Genomic DNA, 19080 nt, shown 5'->3' with positions numbered 1-19080 from the left:
CCGGCGGTTACATGGTGACGAGCGCCTTCAGGAATCCGTCCGGGCGGTCGCGGGTGTCGTCGAGGGCGCGGCCCAGCTCGTCCAGCGCGTAGCTGTGCGTGTAGAGCGAGGACGGGTCCAGGCGCCCGCTGGCGACCGCGTCCACGGCCGCGCGGATGCCGTCGAGGTACACCTGCGGGTCGCGTTCGTGGGCGTTGATCACGTCCAGCCCGCGCCAGTTCCAGAGCTGCATGTTGACCTGGCGCGGCCCGTCCTGGTGGTAGCCCGCCACGACGAGCCGCCCGCGCTCCTTCGTGATCTCGGCGGCCAGATCCAGCGGCCACTGCTTGCCCACTGCCTCGATGACGCGGTCGGCGAATGTGCCACCGGTCAGCTCCTTCACCCGCTCGATGATCCGCCAGTGGTCGTCCATGGGGATCAGCTCGTGCGCACCCATCTCCTTCGCCACATCGAGCGAAAAGGGGCGGCGCGAGATTGCGATCACACGCGCACCCGCGTCCGCCGCCAGGCGTGTGAGGAGCGCGCCCAGGAAGCCGATCCCGACGATGGCCACCGTCTGCCCCGCGCTGATGCCGCTGCGGCGGAAGATGTTCATCGCGCACCCCAGCGGCTCGCCCGGGAAGGGCTTGCCGTCGAGCACCGGCGGGAGCGGGACGATGGCGTCGGCCGCGGCCACGTCGTACTCCGCGTACGACTTGTACGAGAGCGCGGCCACGCGGTCGCCCACCCGCACGCCCTCGACCTCGTCGCCGAGCGCATCGACGACGCCCCACCCTTCGTGGCCCATGGCGCCGGGCTCGAGCGGGTACTGCATCCACTCGGCGCCGGCCCAGGGGGTGAGGTTGGAGGCGCACACCCCGCACCCTTCCAGGCGAATGCGCACCTCGCCCGCGCCCGGCTCCGGGATCGCGGTCTCTTCCATCACGATCTGCCCCGGCCCCGCCAGCCGCGCCGCGCGCATGGTGGAGGTCGCTACTGTATCGATCATCTGGTTGCCCTCACCCCCGCTCGTTCCTCGCTGCCCCCTCTCCCGATAACAGGAGAGGGCTCCGCCCTCGCCGTTATCGAGAGAGGGGGCGGGAATTGTCGGCGCATCATGGCGCCGCGTAGGGGCGCGATTCATCGCGCCCGTGCCCTCCGCTGCCCCGCATCAATCCCGTAGGGGCAGACCTGCGTGTCTGCCCACCCTCGCCCCCGCCCCGCCCCTCGCGATTCGCACCGCAATCCGTAGGGGCAGCCCCACGTGGCTGCCCGTGCCCCGGGTTGCGCCAATACCTTGCTCCCGCCGACCTGCCTGCCGCCTGGCGAGCCGGCTTCAGCCGCCTTCCCGTCGTTCTAGCCGGGGGATTCATCCCCCGGCGATGCGCCCGCCCCTCACCCCCCCGCCTTCACCAGCGCGGCCTCGTCCTCCACCTCGGCGAGGGCGGAGTCGAGCTTGGCTTCGTCCAGCCAGGCGACGAGCTTTTCGAGGCCGGCCTTCCAGGAGGTCTCCGGGCGCCAGCCGAGGACGCGCTCCAGCTTCCCCGTGTCCGAGACGTAGACGCGCTGGTCGCCGGGGCGCCAGTCGGCCATGGTGACCGGGACCTCGCTGCCGCTGATCTCGTGCAGCCGGTCGATGACGGTGCGCACCGACACCGCGTTGCGCGCCCCGCCGCCGATGTTGAACACCTCACCGGAAATCGTGCCGATGTGGTCCATCGCGAGCCGCATGGCGCGGACCAGGTCGTCGATCCAGAGGATGTCGCGCACCTGCTGGCCATCGCCATAGATGGTGAGCCCCTCGCCGGCGCGGATGGCGCGGGCGAAATGCGCCACCCATCCCTGGTCCTCGGTGCCGAACTGGCGCGTGCCGTACACGCAGCTCATGCGGAAGACCACCGTGGGGAGGCCGAAGATGCGGGCGTAGTCGTGCACGTACTGGTCGGCGGCGCCCTTGCTGCACCCGTACGGCGAGTGGAAGTCGAGCGGCTGCTCCTCGGTGACGCCAGCCAGGCCACCGCCGTAGCGGTAACCGCCCTCGCCCAGCTCCACCGGCACCTCCTCCATCCCCCCGTACACCTTGTTGGTGCTGGTGAAGAGGATGGGGGGCGGGTTGTGCATGGTGCGGGCCGCCTCCAGCACGTTGAAGGTGCCGATGATGTTCGTCCGCAGGTCGAGCGCGGGGTCGATCAGCGAAGTGGTGACCGCCACCTGCGCCGCCAGATGGAAGACCTGCCTGCTCTCGCGGACCAGGGCGCGCATCCGCGCCGCGTCCGCCACGTCCACCTTCTCGATGCGCACCCGGTCGCCGTGGGTGGCCTTGAGCCATGCGGCGTTGAGGCGCACCCCGGCGCGGGAGAAGTTGTCGGCCACGATCACCCGCTCCCCCTCGCGGAGGAGGGCGTCGGCCAGGTTGGAGCCCACGAAGCCGGCCCCGCCGGTGATCAGCACGTACTCGCGCGTACCCTTCTTCATCATCCTCCCCTCGCTCAAAGCGTCAGTCCGCGAGCCGCGAGCTCGGCGGCGTGGCTCTCTACCCGGTCTTCGGGCCTTTCCTGCTCCCTCAGCCACCCCACCAGCTCCTCCATCCCCGCCTCAAAGGTCACGCGCGGCTCGTAGCCCAGCACCTCGCGCGCCCGCGTGATGTCCGCATAGCAGTTGCGGATGTCGCCGATCCGGTACTTGCCGGTCACCATCGGCTCCACCTCCACGCCCAGCACGTTCGCCAGCGTCTCGCCCACGCGCCGCACGGAGACCGCCTCGCCGCTCCCGATGTTGATCGCCCGTCCCACCGCCTCGTCGCGCTCCGCGGCCAGGAGCAGCCCCTGCACGATGTCGTGCACCGACACGAAGTCGCGCCGCTGCTCGCCGTCCTCGAAGATCATGGGCCGCTCGCCGTTCAGCAGCCGCGCGCTGAAGATGGCGGCGACCCCCGTGTACGGGTTGGAGAGCGCCTGCCGCGGCCCGTAGATGTTGAAGAACCTCAGCGCCACGCTGGGGATGTTGTACGCCGCGCCGATCTGCAGCACCATCCGCTCCTGGTCCGCCTTGGTGAGGGCGTAGATGGAGGTGGGGTCGAGCGGCTTCTCCTCGTCGGTGGGCGCGGGAGAGAGCACGGCGCCGTCGGCGTCCAGCGGCTCCCACTCGGCCCCCCGCAGCCGCTCCAGCGGGCGCACCGGCGAGTGAGCAAACGTTCCCTCGGGGCGATGATAACGCCCTTCGCCGTAGATGGACATGGAGGACGCCACCACCACGCGCTCCACCTGCCCGCGGTCGTCCACCAGCTTCTGGAGGAGGTGCGCGGTGCCCAGGGTGTTCGTTGCCGTGTAATCGGCGATCTGGTACATTGACTGCCCCACACCGACCGCCGCGGCAAGGTGATAGACGACCTCCACGCCCTCCAGGGCGCGGCGGACCGCGTCGGCGTCGCGCATGTCGCCCACCATCAGCTCGGCGTCGTCAGGGACCCAGGCGGGGCGCCGCTGCTCCGGTCCGTGGACCTGCGGATCGAGGTTGTCCAGGATGCGCACCCGGTGCCCGCGTTCCAGCAGCGCGTCCACCAGGTGGCTCCCCACGAACCCTGCCCCTCCCGTCACCAACGTCGTCCGACCCGACACTCAACACCTCCGGTAGCGGTGATCACCTCGATCAAGATCTGGAACGAGCCCAACAACCTTTCCCACTGGGACTTCCTGCTGGATCCCGGCTGGGAGATCTACGCCGACATGGTGCGCCGCACCTCCGCCGGCCTGCGCTCCGCCGGGTGGAACCGTCCCCTGGTGCTGGGCGGGATCTCCCCCATCGACCCCGGCTTCCTGCGCCGCATGCGCGATCTGGGGGCGCTGGACGCGGTGGACGTGCTGGCCCTGCACGGCTTTCCCCTGGACTGGAACCTGTGGCCCGTGGAGGAGTGGCCGGCCCGCATCGAGGCGATCCGCGCCGAGTTCGGCAAGCCCGTGTGGGTCACCGAGACCGGCGTCTCCTCCTTCGCCAGCGAGGCCACCGCGGCCTGGGGGCTGCGCCGCATGCGCGCCCTGCTGGCCGGCGAGCGCGTCTTCTGGTACACGCTCCTGGACCTGGCTCCCGTGTACGAGGCCACCACGCGCCACAAGCGTGCGGAGGGAAGCTCGTACTTCCGGCACTTCCACTTCGGCCTCCTGCGCTGGGACGGCACTCCCAAGCGGGCGCTGGACTCGTGGAACCCCGACTTCGGGATCTGCCAGTGGTTCCAGTACGAAGACGAGCGCGCGCTGGACCTCGCCGTCCGCTGGTTCGAGCGCCTGGGCGTCCGCCAGGTGCGCACCGGCCTTTCCTGGGCCGAGAGCCACATCCCCGGCCACGAGCGCTGGTTCGACCGCGTCATGAGCGCCCTGGAGCCCTTCGACGTCTGCGTCACCCTCTGCTTCACCCCCGGCAGCGTGGGCCTGCGCCCCGACCACACCTCACCTCCGCGCAACCCGGGCGAATTCGCCGATTTCGCCGTGCGCATGGCCGAGCGCTACGGCGCCCTCACCGCCCCGGTCGCGCAGCCGTAGGCCCCCGCCCCCGCTCGTTCCTCGCTGCCCCCTCCCCCAAACCGCTGGGGGAGGGGGCGTTTGCGTATATCCAGACGCGCGAAAGCGGCCGGCGGCTTCGGGAGCAGGCCGTCGCGCACCGGGCGGTCCGTGTTCGGGGGGATCATCCGGCCGTTGGGGAGAGGCGGGCGTCGTACTCCCCGGCCCAGCGAGAGAGGCGGCTGTCAACTTCGTCGGCGTAGACGCCGGCCACCAGCCGTTGCGCGAGCCGCACGCCCAGGCGCAGCTCGTGGGTGCGGCGGGCCCGGTCTTCGTCGCCCGCGTCGACCTGTTGTGCTGCTTCCATCTCCAGCGCGAATGCGAGGCGGTCGAGGTCGGTGAAGATGCGGCCTCGCAGCGCCGCGGCCTCGGGTGCCTCATTCGGGGGAGGTGAGCTCAGCATGCGGAGCGGGGTTCGTATGAAGGGTAAAGCCGCTCTCCAGGCCCGTCGCTGCGCCATCGGGCCGATAATTGCGTGCCTCACGAGCAAGCGGCGTGCCGTGGAATGTAGAAGAAGAAGAACATTTGTCCAGTGTGTTTCCTTTTTGGGCCCTCACCCCCGCTCGTTCCTCGCTGCCCCCTCTCCCGATAACAGGAGAGGGCTGCGCCCTCGCCGTTATCGAGAGAGGGGGCGGAATGTGGTGCCGTTCGGCCGGGGTTGGTGCCGCGCGGAGGGCCCCCTCCCCCCGGCCCCCTCCCCCGCCTGCGGGGGCGCAGGGCGGGTGAGGGGGAGAACTCCGCCCGCCGCGCACAGATCCCGTAGGGGCGCGATTCATCGCGCCCGTGCCCCGCCCCGCTCCGCGACCCGCATCCGGACCGATCCGTAGGGGCAGCCCTGCGTGTCTGCCCACCCTTCGCCCCACCCAACCCCCGCCCAACGCACCCAGATCCCGTAGGGGCGGCCCCGCGTGGCCGCCCGTGCCCTGCGCCGCGCCGCAGCCCGCGTCAGGAGCCAATGCGCGTTTGTCGAGCCGGCTTCAGCCGCCTTCGCGTGGTTCCAGCCGGGGGCTTTAGCCCCCGGCGCGTATCCCCGGGCCCGCCCCCCCCGGCCGCCGTCCCCCGCCGCGTATCAAACTCCCCCCACCTCCACCCCCCTTCCCGCCTTACTCCACTCCGCCCAATCCCCCGCCAAATGCCGCACGTCGCTGAACCCGCGCGCCTTGAGCAGCGAAATGGCGACCGCCGCGCGCGCACCCGACTGGCAGTGCACCACAAGCGGCCGGTCGCGCGGAAGCTCGCCGATGCGCTCCGACAGGCGGCCCAGCGGGAGGTTGCGGCTCCCCGGGATGTGCCCCGCGGACCACTCCGAGCCGTTGCGCACGTCCACGATCTCCACCGCGCCGGCGTCCCGTAGCTCGTCGGCCTCCGCAGGGTCGGCATCGGCGAGGGTGGCGGCGGGGCCGTGCTCGGCGGCCCAGGCGTCCACCACGTCCGGCGTCGCGTATCCGCCCGGCGCGTCCAGCCCGATGGCGGCCAGGTCGTGCACCGCCTCGTCCACGTGCGACTCGTCCACGATCAGGTAGAACGGACGGTCGTAGGGGAGCACCGACCCGGCCCAGGTGGCGAAGCTCTTCCCCAGCGGGACGCTCAGCGTGCCGGGGACGTGCCCGCGGGCCCACATCGCGGCGGGGCGCGTGTCCACGACGGTGGCGCCATCCGCGAGCAGCTCGTGCAGGCGGGCGCCGTCGATGCGCGCGGGGCGGCGGATCTCGCCCAGGAGCGGCGGGCCGTCGCGGTTGATCGCCTTCATCCGCGCGAAGTACATCGGCGGCTCCGGCTGCCCGGCGAGCACCTCCGCGGCGAAACCGTCCTCGTCGGCGTGGCGGAAGGCCCAGTTGAAGCGCTTCTCGTAGCCCAACGTGGAAGTCGGGATCGCGCTCAGCGCCTTGCCACACGCCGAGCCCGCCCCGTGCCCCGGCCAGAGCTGCACGAAGTCCGGCACCTCATCCGCGAAGCGGCGCAGGGAGCGGAAGAGGGTGCGCGCGCCGGCCTCCATCGTCCCAGCCTGGCTTGCGGCGCGCTCCAGCAGATCCGGGCGTCCCACGTCGCCCACGAAGATGAAGTCGCCGGTCAGCACCCCCATCGGCGCATCGGCGTTGCCGTCGGTCACCACGAACGACAGGTGCTCGGGCGTGTGCCCCGGCGTGTGCATCACCCGGACGCGCACGTTGCCCACAGCGATCTCGTCGCCATCGTGCAGGAGGGTGGCGTCGTAGCCGTAGCTCCAGTCCGCGCCGCCCTCGCCCGAGAGGAGGAGCTGCGCATCGGTGCGGGCGGCCAGCTCGCGCGCGCCGGACACGAAGTCGGCGTGGATGTGCGTCTCGGTGACGTGGGTGATGCGGAGGCGCTCCTCCTCGGCGGCGCGCAGGTACGGCTCCACGTCGCGCGCGGGGTCCACCACCAGCGCCTGGCCGGAGCAGCCGATCATCCAGCTCGCCTGGGCCAGCTTTTCGTCGTAGAAGCGCCTGAGGATCATGGCCGCCTTGCGAGGGAAGTGGACGAGCGGTGCACGCGCGCGACAACGTACAAAGAAGAACCCCGTTCCGCGAGGGGTGCGGAGCGGGGCGTGTTTTCTAGCGCTTCAGAAAGATGGATCCGCCGTGCCGGTCAGGGTCCCTGTACGTCAGCAGAATCGCGAGCGCTTCCAGCGCCGCGAACATGGCGACGGCGAAGGCGATGCGAAAGTGCCACTCGTAGAAGTGCCCCGTCGCCAGCAGCCCGATCGCCATTGTGTAGGTGCAGAAGACGGTCACCTTGGCCGAGTACAGGTGGAGGTCCACGAACCTCCGGAACCTCACCCACGCCACCCCCAGCGTAAAGAGCGCGAGCGCCGACCACCCCAGCAGCAGCGCCGCGTGGCCCTGGAAGAAAGCCGGACGCAGGAGGAAGAGCCACACCACCGTGGACGTCGCCAGCATGTGGTCGGCGATGGAGTCGGTGCGGCTTCCGATCTCGGAAGTCTGCCCCAGGTGGCGGGCGAGCGGGCCGTCGATCAGGTCGCTGGCGAACGCCGCGGCGAGCCCGTACCCCAGCGCCCGGTCGCGCCCGTCCAGCGCCAGGATCCAGAGCACCGGGATCGCGGCGAGGCGGAGCCCGGTGAGCAGGTTCGCCGGTGTGCTGAGGTAGCCCCGGACCGCGGCGAACCATCCGCCGCCTCCGTGGCGCTGGGAAACGTGCAAGCTGTTACGCTGGGTTGATGGTTGAGCGGAGGGCCCTCACCCCCGCTCGTTCCTCGCTGCCCCTCCCCCAACCGCGGGGGAGGGGTGTTTGCGTGCCCGTGCCGGTCTTCTGGTTCGTCCAGCCGCACAGATCCCGTAGGGGCAGACCTGCGTGTCTGCCCTCCCCTGCCCCCGCCCCGGTGCCCGCGGCGCACACCGATGCCGTAGGGGCGGCCCCACGTGGCCGCCCGTGCCCGGCATCGTACCGTCGTCCGCGACGCGCGCCGAGAATCGCTTACAACACCGCAGACATCACCGCCACCGCCGCGACCGCCACACCGATCCCCGACTTCACCGCCGTGGCCACGAGGCGCCCGAGGAAGGCGCCCCACCCCACGCGCATGGCGCCGCGCCACTCGGGGTTGCGCCAGTCCTTGGAGTTGGTCATCTCCAGCAGCGCCGCGCCCACGAACGAACCCACGAAGGCGCCGATCACGCTGCCGATGATGGGGATCGGCACGCCCATGATGGCACCCGCGATGCCGCCCAGGATGGCGCCCCACGCCGCGCGCTTGCTGCCCCCGTAGCGCTCCGCGTACTTGCCGCCGAGCGCGAACTCCGCCACCTCGGCGAGGATGGCAAGCACCACCACCAGCACGAGCGTCACCAGCCCCACCTCGCGGAACCCCGTCGCCCAGGCGAACACGCCCAGCGACACCACCTGCAGCCAGATCCCGGGAAACCCGAATGGGATCAGCAGCAGCCCCGCGACTTGCGCCAGCACCAGAAGGGCGACACCCATTCGTTTTCTCCGGAAGATGGAAAAGCCCTCACACAAAGCCACAGAGACAACTGCAAGAACGCGAAGAGGGACGAGTTAGTTGCAGTTCTCGATTCCCTTGCCTTTTACCTCTGTGGCTCTGTGTGAAACGGCAGTTCCCTCAGTAGAACGCACTCGTGGCCCCGCCGCCGCGCCCGGAGAGCATGTTCAGCTTCAGCTCGAAGTCGCCCGGGTTGGTGGCGGCGGCCTTGGCGATCGAGTAGTCCACGCGGTCCGCCTGGACGAGCTCCATCAGGCACTGGTCGAAGGTCTGCATCCCGTACGTCGTGCGCCCCTCCGCGATGTGCTCGCGGATCTCCTCCACGCGCTCCGGATCGGCGATGCAGTCGCGGATGGTGCCCGTGACGACCATCACCTCGGCGGCCAGGACGCGGCCCTTGCCATCCTTGGCGGGGAGCAGGCGCTGCGACACGACAGCCTGGAGCGACTCGGCGAGGCGCAGCCGCGCCATCTGCTGCTCCTCCGGCGGAAAGGTGGCGACCAGGCGCGAGATGGTGGAGGCGGCGTCGCGCGTGTGGACGGTGGAGATCACCAGGTGGCCCGTCTCGGCGGCCTTGAGCGCGATGTCGATCGTCTCCGCGTCGCGCATCTCGCCGATCTGGATGACGTCCGGGTCCTGGCGCAGGGCGGCGCGCAGGCCCACGCGAAAGGAGTCCGTGTCGATCCCCACGTCGCGCTGCGTGATGGAGCAGTTGAGGTCGCGGTGAAGGAACTCGATCGGGTTCTCCAGGGTGACCACGTGGCGGCGCATGTGCTGGTTCATGTGGCCGATCATCGCCGCCTGCGTGGAGCTCTTGCCGGAGCCCGTGACGCCCGTCACCAGCACCAGCCCGCGCTCGTTGGCCGTGATCTTTTCGAGGACGGGCGGCAGGCCGAGCCCCTCGAAGGTGGGGATCTCGAAGGGGATCACCCGCATCACGATCATGAAGCTCCCCCGCTGGCGGAGGATGTTCACGCGGAAGCGCCCCACCCCCGGGATCCCCCAGGAGCAGTCGTAGTCGTTCAGCTCGTCGATCTGCGCGCGGTCGCGGTCGCGCGGGATGAGCTGCAGGGCGATGGCGCGCGTCTGCTCGGGCGACAGGCGCTGCTTGGTGAGCGGCACGAGGGCGCCGTGGATGCGCGCGCGGAAGACGTCGCCGGCCTTGATGTGCAGGTCGCTGGCGCCGCGCTGCACGGCCGTGGCGATGATGCGCCCGACCGCCTGCTGGAAGTCGCCGCCGGCAATCGGCTCCACGCCCTGCGTTGGGGTGTCCACGCTCAGTATCCCGCTTGTTTGTCGACGGTGTTCAGCAGCGGGGCGCCCGAGAGGTATCGTCGGATGTTTTCCACCACGAGGCCGGTCTGGCGCCGCCAGAAGAGGTGTGAGGCGCCCGAAATGTGGGGGGTGAGCAGCGCGTTGGGAAGGCCCCACAGCGGCGACTCGGGCGGGAGCGGCTCGTGCGCGAACACGTCCAGCGCGGCCCCGCGCACCCGCCCGCCGCGCAGCGCATCCACCAGCGCGTCCTCGTCCACCACGCCGCCGCGCGAGATCAGCACCACGGTCGCGTCTTTTGGCAGCCGCGCCAGCTCCGCCGCGCCGATGCTCCCCTCCGTCTCCTTCGTGCGCGGTACGGTGACCACCAGCACGTCGCTCGCATCGAGGAGGCGGTGCAGCGAGTCGTCCCCCGTCAGCAGCTCCACGCGAACCGGTCCGTCGCCCGGGCGGCGGCGGGTGGCGAGGACGCGCATCCCCAGCGCCACGCCGCGCCGCGCGACCGCCTTGCCGATGCCGCCCAGCCCGTGCACCCCCAGCGTCAGCTCGGTGAGCTCGCGCACGGGGGCATCGACGGCCTCCCACGGCCCCTTGTCCCAGCGATGCTCCGCCTGCAGGCGCACCGCCCAGTCCAGCCCCCGCGCGAAGTAGAGGATGGCGGCGAGCACCGTGTCCGCGATGGGCTCGGCGTGCACGCCCGCGGAGTTGGTGAGCACCACGTCGGAGGCGAGCATCCCCTCGTGCAGCGACCCGCCCACCCCCGCCGCACCCGAGTGCGCCCAGCGCAGGCCATCGCCCGCCGCCTCCAGGAGCGCGGCGGGGATGCCGTAGCCCAGGTACACCTCGGCGCCCCGGATGGCGTGCAGCGCGGCGGGGGTCGGCTCGCCGCCGTCGCCGCTGGCGTCCACCACGTCGCGCAGCACCACCGTCTCCCAGTCGTGCGGCACGGCGGCGCAGATCTCCTCCACCGCCCACTCCGGAATCGACCAGAGCGGGCGGCGGTCGTTGAGGTCCACGACGATGCGGCGCTTCATCCGCGGCCCATGCTGCGCACCTGCGGCTCCATCGCCATCATCCGCACCGCGCGCTCGTGCCCGTCCAGTGGCCCGATGGCGCGGATCACCAGCTGGAACACGTCGCGCTCCTTGTCGATCGACTCGACGCGGGTGCGGAGGCCGAGCCCCTTGAGCTTCTCCTCCACCGTGGCCAGCGCCTCCATCGAGGGGTCCACCGCCACGTTGTAGCGCCGGTCCACGCGCCGCTGCAGGAAGGCGTTCTCCACCACGCGCAGGGCGAAGAGGGTGAGGATGATGAGGGTCGTGGCGCCGATGGCGACGGTGTACTGGTGGGCGCCGATCGCGATCCCCACCGCCGCCACCACCCACAGCGTCGCCGCCGATGTCAGCCCGATGATCCGCCCGCGCGACTGCAGGATCGTCCCCGCGCCGATGAAGCCGATGCCGGAGACGATCTGCGCGGCGAGGCGTCCCGGGTCGGCCTTCTGCCCCTCCTCCGCGAGCAGCGGGATGAGGACGGAGATCTCGGTGATGAGCGCCGCGCCCACGCAGATGAGGATGTTGGTGCGCAGCCCCGCGGGCTTGCCGGACGCTTCGCGCTCCACGCCCACCACGCCGCCCAGCACGCACGCCAGCACGAGCCGCCCCAGCGTGTCCAGGTGCAGCGCCGCCACCACCGCCGCCGGTATGCCGATGCGAAGGAGGAATTCGTCCATGGATTCAGCCGTTGCGGGAAGACGGCGGGGTGACGTGTCTGGCTACGACAGCCCGAGCACGTCGCGCATGGTGTAGCGGCCGGCGGGCTTGCCGGCGAGCCAGCGGGCGGCGCGCAGGGCGCCTTCGGCGAAGAGAGCGCGGTCGCGGGCGACGTGGCCGAGCTCCACCTGCTCGCGCTCACCGATCAGTATCACGCGGTGCTCGCCCACGATGTCGCCGCCGCGCACGGAGTGGAAGCCGATCTCGCCGGGCGGCCGTTCGCCCGAGATGCCGCTGCGCCCATCCACGCGCACGTCGGCGAGCGATACGCCGCGGCCGCGGGCGAGCGCTTCGCCCAGCGCGAGCGCGGTGCCGCTGGGTGCATCGGCCTTGCGGCGGTGGTGCGCCTCCACGACTTCGGCGTCGTAGCCGTCGCCCAGGACGGCGGCGGCCTGTTCGGCGAGGGCCAGGAGGAGGTTGACGCCGATGCTGAAGTTGGCGGCGGCGAGGACGGCCGTGCGGCGCGCGGCCTCGTCCAGCGCGCGCTCGCCGTCATCCCCCAGGCCGGTGGTCCCCACGACGAGCGCCTTGCCGGCCAGCGCATCGCCCTGCCCCTCCACCAGACGGCCGAAAAGCTCGGGCGAGGAGAAATCGATCACCACGTCGGCCTCGCGGATCCAGGCGCCGGCGGTCTCGGGCGTCTCCACGATGGGGCACCCCACGTCGCACCCGCGCTCGGGGATGCGCCCGATGCCCCCGACCAGCTCGACGCCGTCGTCCAGGCGGATCAGCTCGGCGAGGACGGTGCCCATCCGCCCCGTGACGCCGCTGAGCACCACGCGCAGCGCCGCCATCTCAGCGCTCCCCCAGCCCCACGTTGCGCATCGCCTCCACCAGCTCCGCGCGCGCCGCGTCCGCCAGCGGGACGAGCGGGAGCCGCGGCTCGCCGACCGCGAAGCCCAGCATCTCCACCGCGGCCTTGATGGGGATGGGATTCGCCTCGCGGAAGATGGCCGCGATCAGCGGCAGGTAGCGCAGCTGGAGGTCGCGCGCCTCGGCGGCCTCGCCCTCCAGGAAGGCGTGCGCCATCCGCGCCGTGTCGCGCGGCGCGACGTTGGCGAGCACGGAGATGACGCCCACGCCGCCCAGCGACATCAGCGGGACGATCTGGTCGTCGTTGCCGCTGTACACGGCGACGCGGTCCGCCAGGCGGCGGCACACCTCCGCCACCTGCGAGATGTCGCCGCTCGCTTCCTTGATGCCGACGATGCGCTCGTCCTCGGCCAGGACCTCCATCGTCTCGGGAAGGATGTTGCACGCGGTGCGCCCCGGGACGTTGTAGGCGATGGCGGGAAGGCCGCCCGCGTCCATCACGTGGCGGAAGTGCGCGACGATCCCGCGCTGCGGTGGCTTGCTGTAGGGCGGCGGCGCGATCAGGAGGGCATCGGCGCCGGCCTCGCGTGCGCCGCGAGCCAGTCCGGCCACCGCGGCCGTGTCGCTCCCCCCCGCCCCGGCGATGACGGGGACTCGCTTCGCCGCCTCGTCCACCACGATCTCCACCGCGCGGCGCTGCTCGGCGGCGGACATGGCGGGCGCCTCGCCGGTGCTGCCGTTGACGATCAGCGCGTCCGTCCCCTCCGCGAGGTGGAAGCGGACCAGCTCGCGCAGGACGTCTTCGTTGACACCGCGGCCGTCGAACGGGGTGACGAGCGCCACGCCGGAGCCCACGAAGAGGGCTCCGGCGGGCGTGGTTGCGTCGGGCATTCGCCTAGAGCCGGTTGAGGTCCAGGATGTCGCCCGGAAGCACGTCGCCCTCCGGATCGTCCGGGTCCAGGTCGCGCTCGGTGGAGTCGCGAAAGTCGTCCGCCGCCTCGTCGCCGATGGGCGTGTGGAAGGAGCGGAAGACGGACGCGCCGCACTTCTCGCACGTCATCCCCGGCTGCGGCTGCTCGTCCTCGAAGAAGTAGTCCTTGCCGCAGTTCTCGCACACCAGCGTGAGCACCTCGCCCCCCGGCTCGCGCCCGCGCGGCGGCTCGCCCGCCGGGTTGGCGCGCAGGTTCTCGGTGGCGTGCTTGGCCCCCGCGATCGTCGCGTCGTCCGACGTGTACGCCTCGGCCTGGTGCAGGTGCTGGTTGGGATCTCGATTCTCGTCTTGCATGCGCATCCTTCCGGCTCTCGGGTGTGCCGCGGCCGGTGCCGCGGGGCGGAAGGGGGCGGGGTGCACAAGGCGGACCAGCGGGAACGGCGGGGGAATGGGGAATGGGGAATGGGGAATCGCACGGGATGGTCACGGAGCCATCAGCCGGCGGGGAACTCGGTGTGGATGTGGCGGAGGGTGTCGATGAAGGCGGTCATGGCGCTGAAGGCGCGGCCGGGGCGGTAGACGACGGCGATCTCGGCGGTCTCGGCGCAGTCGAGGAGGGGGCGGAAGCGGATCTCGGGGCGGCCGATGCTGCGGACCGAGGCCGGCACCAGGCTCACCCCCACGTCGGCGGCGACGAGGCTGAGGATCGTCTGGTACTCGGCGCCCTCGTGGGCCACGCGCGGCACGAAGCCCTTCTCCATGCACAGGCGCGTGATCCAGTCGTGGAACTCGGGCGCCAGGTGGCGGGGGAAGAGGACGATGGGCTCGTCGCGCAGCGCGCCCAGCGGGATGCGCCGCCGCCGCGCGAGGGGGTGCGACGCGTGCATCGCCACCACCAGCGGCTCGCGGAACACCGTCTCCGCCACCACGCCGGGCGAGGGGGCCACGGGTCCGCGCACCACCGCCAGGTCCAGGTGCGTGTCCTCCACGGCCTGCACGTGCACGCGCGTGGGGCCCTCCACCAGCTCCAGGTGCACCTCGGGGAAGGCGCGGCGGTGCTTGCGGACGGCCGCGGGAAAGATGCTCAGCGCCGCCGAGTCCGCGAAGCCCACGCGCACCGAAGCCACCTCCCCGCGCCCCACCCGGCGCGCCAGCTCCACCGTCCCCTCCGCGGCGGCGAGGGTGCGCCGCGCGCCCTCCAGGAAGGCATCGCCGGCCGGCGTCAGCTCCACGCGGCGGCTGGTTCGGCGCAGGAGGACGGTGCCCACCATCTCCTCGAGCTGCCTGATCCGCTGGCTGAGCGGCGGCTGCGCGATGTGAAGCCGCCGCGCCGCCCGCCCGAAGTGCAGCTCCTCCGCGACGGCGACGAAGTAGCGCAGGTGGCGAAGCTCGAGCGCCATGCGAGGGATGATCCAGAGGATGCGCGTATCGATCGCGAACGAACAATGTATTGGACGTATTGTTCGCACGACAGTAAAATCTCTCACGAGCACGCTCGCTCTCCCCACCTCCAGGCCCGTCATGCGACACCTTCTGCTGCGCACCTCGCTCGCCATCGCCTGCGCGTGGAGCATCCCCGCCGGGGCCCAGCTCCGCTACACGGTGGACCTGCGCCACCCGGCCCGCCACAGCGCAGCCGTTACGCTGGAGGTGGACTCGCTCCCCGCGCGCGACACCATCTTCCAGTTCGCCGCCACGGCGCCGGGGACGTACCAGACGATGAACATCGGCCGCTTCGTCCGCGGCCTGCGCGCGACGGATGGGCGCGGGCGCGCGATCCCCACGCGCCAGCTCACGGTCAACAGCTGGCGCATCGGCGATCCGGGGCGCGTGCGACGCATCCGCTACGATGTGCTGGACACCTGGAGCACGCCCGTCACCGAGTTCCCCATCTACCCGATGGCCGGCAGCGCCATCGAGCCGGACCACGCGCTGCTGAACGCGCACGCCCTCTTCGGCTTCCCGCGCAGCATGCAAAGCTCGCCCGTCACGATCAAGCTGCGCACGCCGCGCCGGTGGAAGGTGGTGACGCCGCTCAGCGAGGGCCCACGCGGCTACGAAGCGGACAGCTACGACCACGCGGTCGACTCGCCCTTCCTCCTGGGCCGCAACCTGACGACTTCCACGCTGGAGGTGGGCGGCGTCCCCGTGCGCATCGCCGTGCACTCGCGCCAGGGCGTGAACGCCGACCAGCTTCGCGAATCGATGCGCGCGACGCTGACGGCGGCCGGCAAGTTCCTGGGCAAGCTCCCGGTGGACCGCTACGTCTTCCTCTTTCGCATGGCCCCGCGGCGCGAGCAGCAGGCGATGGGCGCCTGGGAGCACGGCGAGAGCTCCGAATACGTCCTCCCCGACACCACCTGGCACGAGGCGCTCGGCGTGGGTGCGGCGGACATCGCCGCGCACGAATTCTTTCACGTCGTGACGCCGCTGAACGTGCATTCGGAGATCATCGAGCACTTCAACTTCGAGACGCCGGTCCCGTCGCAGCACCTGTGGCTGTACGAGGGGCTGACGGAGTGGGCTTCGGAGAAGATGCAGCTGGATGGCGGGCTGCGGTCGCTGGACGGCTACCTGCAGGCGGTGGCACAGAAGTGGAACACGGACCGCACGCGCTTCGACAGCACCTACTCGCTCACGCGGCTCGCGGCGACCTCGTTCACGCAGGAGGGTGCGCGGCAGTACGGGAACATCTATCAGCGCGGCGCGATCGTTTCGGGCCTGCTGGACATCAAGTTGCTGCAGCTCTCGGATGGCCACTACGGGCTGCGCAACCTGGTGGTGGACCTGGCGCGCGACTACGGCCGCAAGCGCCCCTTCCCCGAGGACTCCCTTTTCCAGATCATCGCCGCCCGCACCTCCCCCGAGGTCCTCGACTTCTTTGCGCGCTACGTGCAGGGCACCGAGCGCCCGCCGGTCAAGGAGTACTACGCCCTCCTCGGCATCGACCTGGTGGAGGACGAGCGCGGCCTCCCGCAGCGCTTCATCGTAAACCCCGACCCCACGCCGCAGCAGCTCCGCCTGCGCGAGGCCTGGCTGCGCTCCGGGAGCCCGGTGCCGACGCGGTAGGGGATAGCCGGGGCGGGGTTCGTCCCGTGCTTCGACGTTTGCGCGGCGGGAAGGCCGTACCAGGGGCGAATGAATTCGCGGCTGGAAACACGCAAAGTCCGCCTTCGCGGACTCCCGGTCTGATGCCGCGCTCGTCGAGTCGGCTTTAGCCGCCTTCGCGTGGTTCCAGCCGGGGGCTTTAGCCCCCGGTGCTCCGGCGCCCGCGCCGCGCCTCCCACCCGATCCCCTCCCGGAGCCTGCGAAGGCAGGCTTCCCGCGGTTGTTGCAGCGGTTTCAACCGCCGGGACCACCCCCCTACCGCAACCCCACCGCCGCCCGCACCCGCTCCATCGTCGCATCCGCGATGTCGCGGGCGCGTCGGGCGCCGTGCTCCAGCACCTCGTCCACGTAGCCGGGTCGCGCCAGGATCTCGGCGCGGCGGGCGCGCATGGGGGCAAAGAACTCCCACAGCGCCTCGAACAGCCGCTTCTTGAAGTCGCCGTATCCGATGCCGCCCGCGCGGAAGTCGTCCTCCATCCGCGCAACCTGCTCAGGCGAGGCGACGAGGCGGTAGAGCGCGAGGATGTTGGAGCCCTCGACCGGCTTCGGGTCCTCCAGCGGGGTGGAGTCGGTGACGATGCTCATCACGCGCTTCCGCAGCGGCTTCTCGTCCTGGAAAATGTCCAGCGCGTTGCCGTAGCTCTTGCTCATCTTGCGGCCGTCCAGCCCGGGCACCACCGCCACGTTCTCGCTGATCTCCGGCTCGGGGAGCTTGAGCGTCTCGCCGTACGCCGCGTTGAACTTGGTGGCGATGTCGCGCGTCATCTCCAGGTGCTGCTTCTGGTCCTTGCCGACCGGGACGACGTCCGCGTCGTACAGGAGGATGTCGGCGGCCTGAAGGACGGGGTAGGTGAAGAGGCCCGCGTAGGCCGCGATCCCCTGCTCCACCTTTTCCTTGTACGACACCGCCAGCTCCAGCATCCGCATGGGCGTGACGGTGCTGAGGATCCACATCAGCTCGGAGTGCGCGGGGACGTCGGACTGGCGCCAGCACACCGTCTTCTCGGGGTCCAGCCCGCACGCGAGGTAGTCGGCCGTCGCCTCGCGCACGTTGGCGCGCAGGGCGGCCGGGTCGCGCAGCGAGGTGAGGGCGTGCAGGTCGGCCAGGAAGAAGAAGATCTCGCCCTCCCCCTGGCGGTTGAGGATCGGGCGCATCGCCCCGAAATAGTTGCCGATGTGGAGGGTGCCCGAAGGCTGGATCCCCGTCAGGATGCGCTTCATCAGGTCAGGTGCCGGTGCGTTGCGGGCGGACGTTGCGGGCCGGCTGCGTGCTCCCTGGCAGCACGTCGGCCCGTGGGCGTAACTTAGCCCCCGCCGACGATCGCTGACAAGCCGAATCCCCACGCCGGGCCGCCATGACCGATCCGCTCCAGGGCCTCCGCGCCGAGCCCGACCCGCGCGACCCCCGCGCCCCCGCCCTCCTCCGCCCGCGCGGCGACGCGGACTCCATCGAAGGCCGCGTGGTGCTCCTGGGGATTCCGTACGATGGCGGCATCCCGTCGCGCCCTGGCGCGCGCTTCGGCCCGCGCGCCATCCGCGACGCGCTCTCCTCGTTCGGCACGTGGGACGGTGAGCGCGGGGTGCCGCCGGTCATCGACCTGGGCGACCTGTCGCTCCCCTCGATGAACGGCGCGGCGGCGCACGCCCGCATCGAGGACGCGGCGCGGCGCGTGTTCGAGGCCGGCGCGCGTCCCATCTTCCTGGGCGGCGACCACGGGATCACGGGCTCGCTGATTCGCGGCCTCGCCGCCGCGCGCCCGCACACGAAGCTAGCCCTCGCCACCGTCGACGCCCACCTGGACGTGCGCGAGTACGACGACGACGCCTCGCTCTCCAGCGGCACCCCCTTTCGCCGCGCGCTGGAGACGCCGGTGCTGGAGGGCGCGCGCGTGGCGATGCTGGGCCTGCGCCGCTTCGCCAACTCGCGCTTCTACCTGGAGTGGGCGGCGTCCCACGGCATCCACCTGGCGAGCGTCGACGAGGTGGCCGCGCAATCCCCGGAGCGCGCCGCCCGCGCCGCCCTGAACCGCATCACCGCGCACGCCGACGCGTTCTACCTGAGCATCGACATGGACGCCGCGGACGCCTCCGCCGCCCCCGGCGTGAGCGCCCTCGGTATCGGCGGCCTCTCCGCGCGCGAGATGATCGCCCTCGTCCGCACCCTCGCCGCCGACCCGCGCCTCGCCGCCGCCGACATCATGGAGACCTCCCCCCCGTACGACTCCGACGGCCGCACCGCGAAGCTCGCCGCGCGGCTGCTGCTGGAGTTGCTGGCGGCGGCCCCCTCCCCCCGGCCCCCTCCCCCGCCTGCGGGGGCGCAGGGCGGGTGAGGGGGAGAAATCCGTCCGCGCTTCGCAGATGCCCGTAGGGGCGCGATTTATCGCGCCCGTGTCACGGGCGGCACCGCCCCCCATCCCCGCGCACCAAATCCCGGTAGGGGCAGACCTGCGTGTCTGCCCACCGCCCGCGCCACCTCCACGCCTGCCCTCCCGCACCAATCCCGTAGGGGCTGCCCCACGTGGCTGCCCGTGCTTCGCCGCGCGCCGATCTAGGCACCGCGCACCAACCCACGCGAACGCCCCTCCCCCGCGGTTTGGGGGAGGGGCCGCGAGGAACGAGCGGGGGAGGGGGCCCTCCGCCCTGCCCCGTGCGCCCGCCCCCCCCCCCCCCAAA

The 19080-nt window shown here is 71.6% G+C and carries 18 protein-coding genes; 3 read left to right on the top strand and 15 right to left on the bottom strand.

Annotation, left to right across the window (positions count from 1 at the left end; all coding sequences use genetic code 11):
- Positions 1–7: 7 nt before the first annotated feature.
- From VF647_19480 to VF647_19470, 3 genes are all read right to left on the bottom strand, one after another.
- Positions 8–988, bottom strand: coding sequence for a zinc-binding dehydrogenase (locus tag VF647_19480; GenBank protein ID HEX8454274.1), 981 nt, complete (start codon positions 986–988; stop codon positions 8–10).
- A gap of 386 nt (positions 989–1374) precedes the next feature.
- On the bottom strand, positions 1375–2454 hold the full coding sequence (locus VF647_19475; GenBank protein HEX8454273.1) for an SDR family NAD(P)-dependent oxidoreductase: 1080 nt from the start codon (positions 2452–2454) through the stop codon (positions 1375–1377).
- A gap of 14 nt (positions 2455–2468) precedes the next feature.
- Entirely contained in the window at positions 2469–3596 is a 1128-nt protein-coding gene (locus VF647_19470; protein ID HEX8454272.1) for an NAD-dependent epimerase/dehydratase family protein, read from the bottom strand.
- Between the two features lie 18 nt (positions 3597–3614).
- Between VF647_19470 and VF647_19465 the strand changes: the two genes are divergently transcribed.
- Positions 3615–4514, top strand: a complete 900-nt coding sequence (locus VF647_19465) for a hypothetical protein (GenBank protein HEX8454271.1) — start codon at positions 3615–3617, stop codon at positions 4512–4514.
- Between the two features lie 142 nt (positions 4515–4656).
- Here the strand turns inward: VF647_19465 and VF647_19460 are convergent, their stop codons facing one another.
- From VF647_19460 to VF647_19410, 11 genes are all read right to left on the bottom strand, one after another.
- Positions 4657–4935 carry a hypothetical protein gene (locus VF647_19460; GenBank protein ID HEX8454270.1) on the bottom strand — a complete coding sequence of 93 codons (279 nt, stop codon included), beginning with the start codon at positions 4933–4935 and terminating at the stop codon, positions 4657–4659.
- A gap of 666 nt (positions 4936–5601) precedes the next feature.
- Positions 5602–7008, bottom strand: coding sequence for an MBL fold metallo-hydrolase (locus VF647_19455; GenBank protein HEX8454269.1), 1407 nt, complete (start codon positions 7006–7008; stop codon positions 5602–5604).
- Positions 7009–7105: 97 nt separating this feature from the next.
- Positions 7106–7711, bottom strand: a complete 606-nt coding sequence (locus VF647_19450; GenBank protein ID HEX8454268.1) for a CDP-alcohol phosphatidyltransferase family protein — start codon at positions 7709–7711, stop codon at positions 7106–7108.
- A gap of 274 nt (positions 7712–7985) precedes the next feature.
- Positions 7986–8492, bottom strand: coding sequence for a DUF456 domain-containing protein (locus VF647_19445; GenBank protein ID HEX8454267.1), 507 nt, complete (start codon positions 8490–8492; stop codon positions 7986–7988).
- A 139-nt stretch (positions 8493–8631) separates the two neighbouring features.
- Complete coding sequence (locus VF647_19440; protein ID HEX8454266.1) at positions 8632–9786, bottom strand: PilT/PilU family type 4a pilus ATPase; 1155 nt, start codon at positions 9784–9786, stop codon at positions 8632–8634.
- A gap of 2 nt (positions 9787–9788) precedes the next feature.
- Positions 9789–10817, bottom strand: a complete 1029-nt coding sequence (locus VF647_19435; protein HEX8454265.1) for a D-2-hydroxyacid dehydrogenase — start codon at positions 10815–10817, stop codon at positions 9789–9791.
- Positions 10814–11515 carry an MgtC/SapB family protein gene (locus VF647_19430; protein HEX8454264.1) on the bottom strand — a complete coding sequence of 234 codons (702 nt, stop codon included), beginning with the start codon at positions 11513–11515 and terminating at the stop codon, positions 10814–10816. The genes VF647_19435 and VF647_19430 overlap by 4 nt, the downstream gene beginning before the upstream one ends.
- 42 nt (positions 11516–11557) lie before the next feature.
- Positions 11558–12349: a 4-hydroxy-tetrahydrodipicolinate reductase gene (gene dapB, locus VF647_19425; GenBank protein HEX8454263.1), complete on the bottom strand. Its 792-nt coding sequence runs from the start codon at positions 12347–12349 to the stop codon at positions 11558–11560.
- A 1-nt stretch (position 12350) separates the two neighbouring features.
- Positions 12351–13259: a 4-hydroxy-tetrahydrodipicolinate synthase gene (gene dapA, locus VF647_19420; GenBank protein ID HEX8454262.1), complete on the bottom strand. Its 909-nt coding sequence runs from the start codon at positions 13257–13259 to the stop codon at positions 12351–12353.
- Positions 13260–13263: 4 nt separating this feature from the next.
- Positions 13264–13653, bottom strand: coding sequence for a hypothetical protein (locus VF647_19415; GenBank protein ID HEX8454261.1), 390 nt, complete (start codon positions 13651–13653; stop codon positions 13264–13266).
- A gap of 140 nt (positions 13654–13793) precedes the next feature.
- On the bottom strand, positions 13794–14699 hold the full coding sequence (locus VF647_19410; protein HEX8454260.1) for a LysR substrate-binding domain-containing protein: 906 nt from the start codon (positions 14697–14699) through the stop codon (positions 13794–13796).
- Positions 14700–14820: 121 nt separating this feature from the next.
- Here VF647_19410 and VF647_19405 point away from each other — a divergent pair, with 121 nt between their 5' ends.
- Positions 14821–16368: a hypothetical protein gene (locus VF647_19405; GenBank protein HEX8454259.1), complete on the top strand. Its 1548-nt coding sequence runs from the start codon at positions 14821–14823 to the stop codon at positions 16366–16368.
- Between the two features lie 294 nt (positions 16369–16662).
- On the opposite strand, the gene trpS is transcribed toward VF647_19405, so the two are convergent.
- Positions 16663–17628 carry a tryptophan--tRNA ligase gene (gene trpS, locus VF647_19400; protein ID HEX8454258.1) on the bottom strand — a complete coding sequence of 322 codons (966 nt, stop codon included), beginning with the start codon at positions 17626–17628 and terminating at the stop codon, positions 16663–16665.
- A gap of 134 nt (positions 17629–17762) precedes the next feature.
- On the opposite strand from trpS, the gene VF647_19395 reads away from it, so the two are divergent.
- Entirely contained in the window at positions 17763–18737 is a 975-nt protein-coding gene (locus tag VF647_19395) for an agmatinase family protein (GenBank protein HEX8454257.1), read from the top strand.
- The last annotated feature ends 343 nt before the right edge of the window (positions 18738–19080 follow it).

The sequence above is a fragment of the Longimicrobium sp. genome (assembly GCA_036387335.1).
In the GTDB taxonomy this organism is placed as follows: domain Bacteria; phylum Gemmatimonadota; class Gemmatimonadetes; order Longimicrobiales; family Longimicrobiaceae; genus Longimicrobium.
The sequence above is the reverse complement of the archived record's forward strand: the minus strand, read 5'-3'. Positions and strand labels throughout refer to the sequence as shown.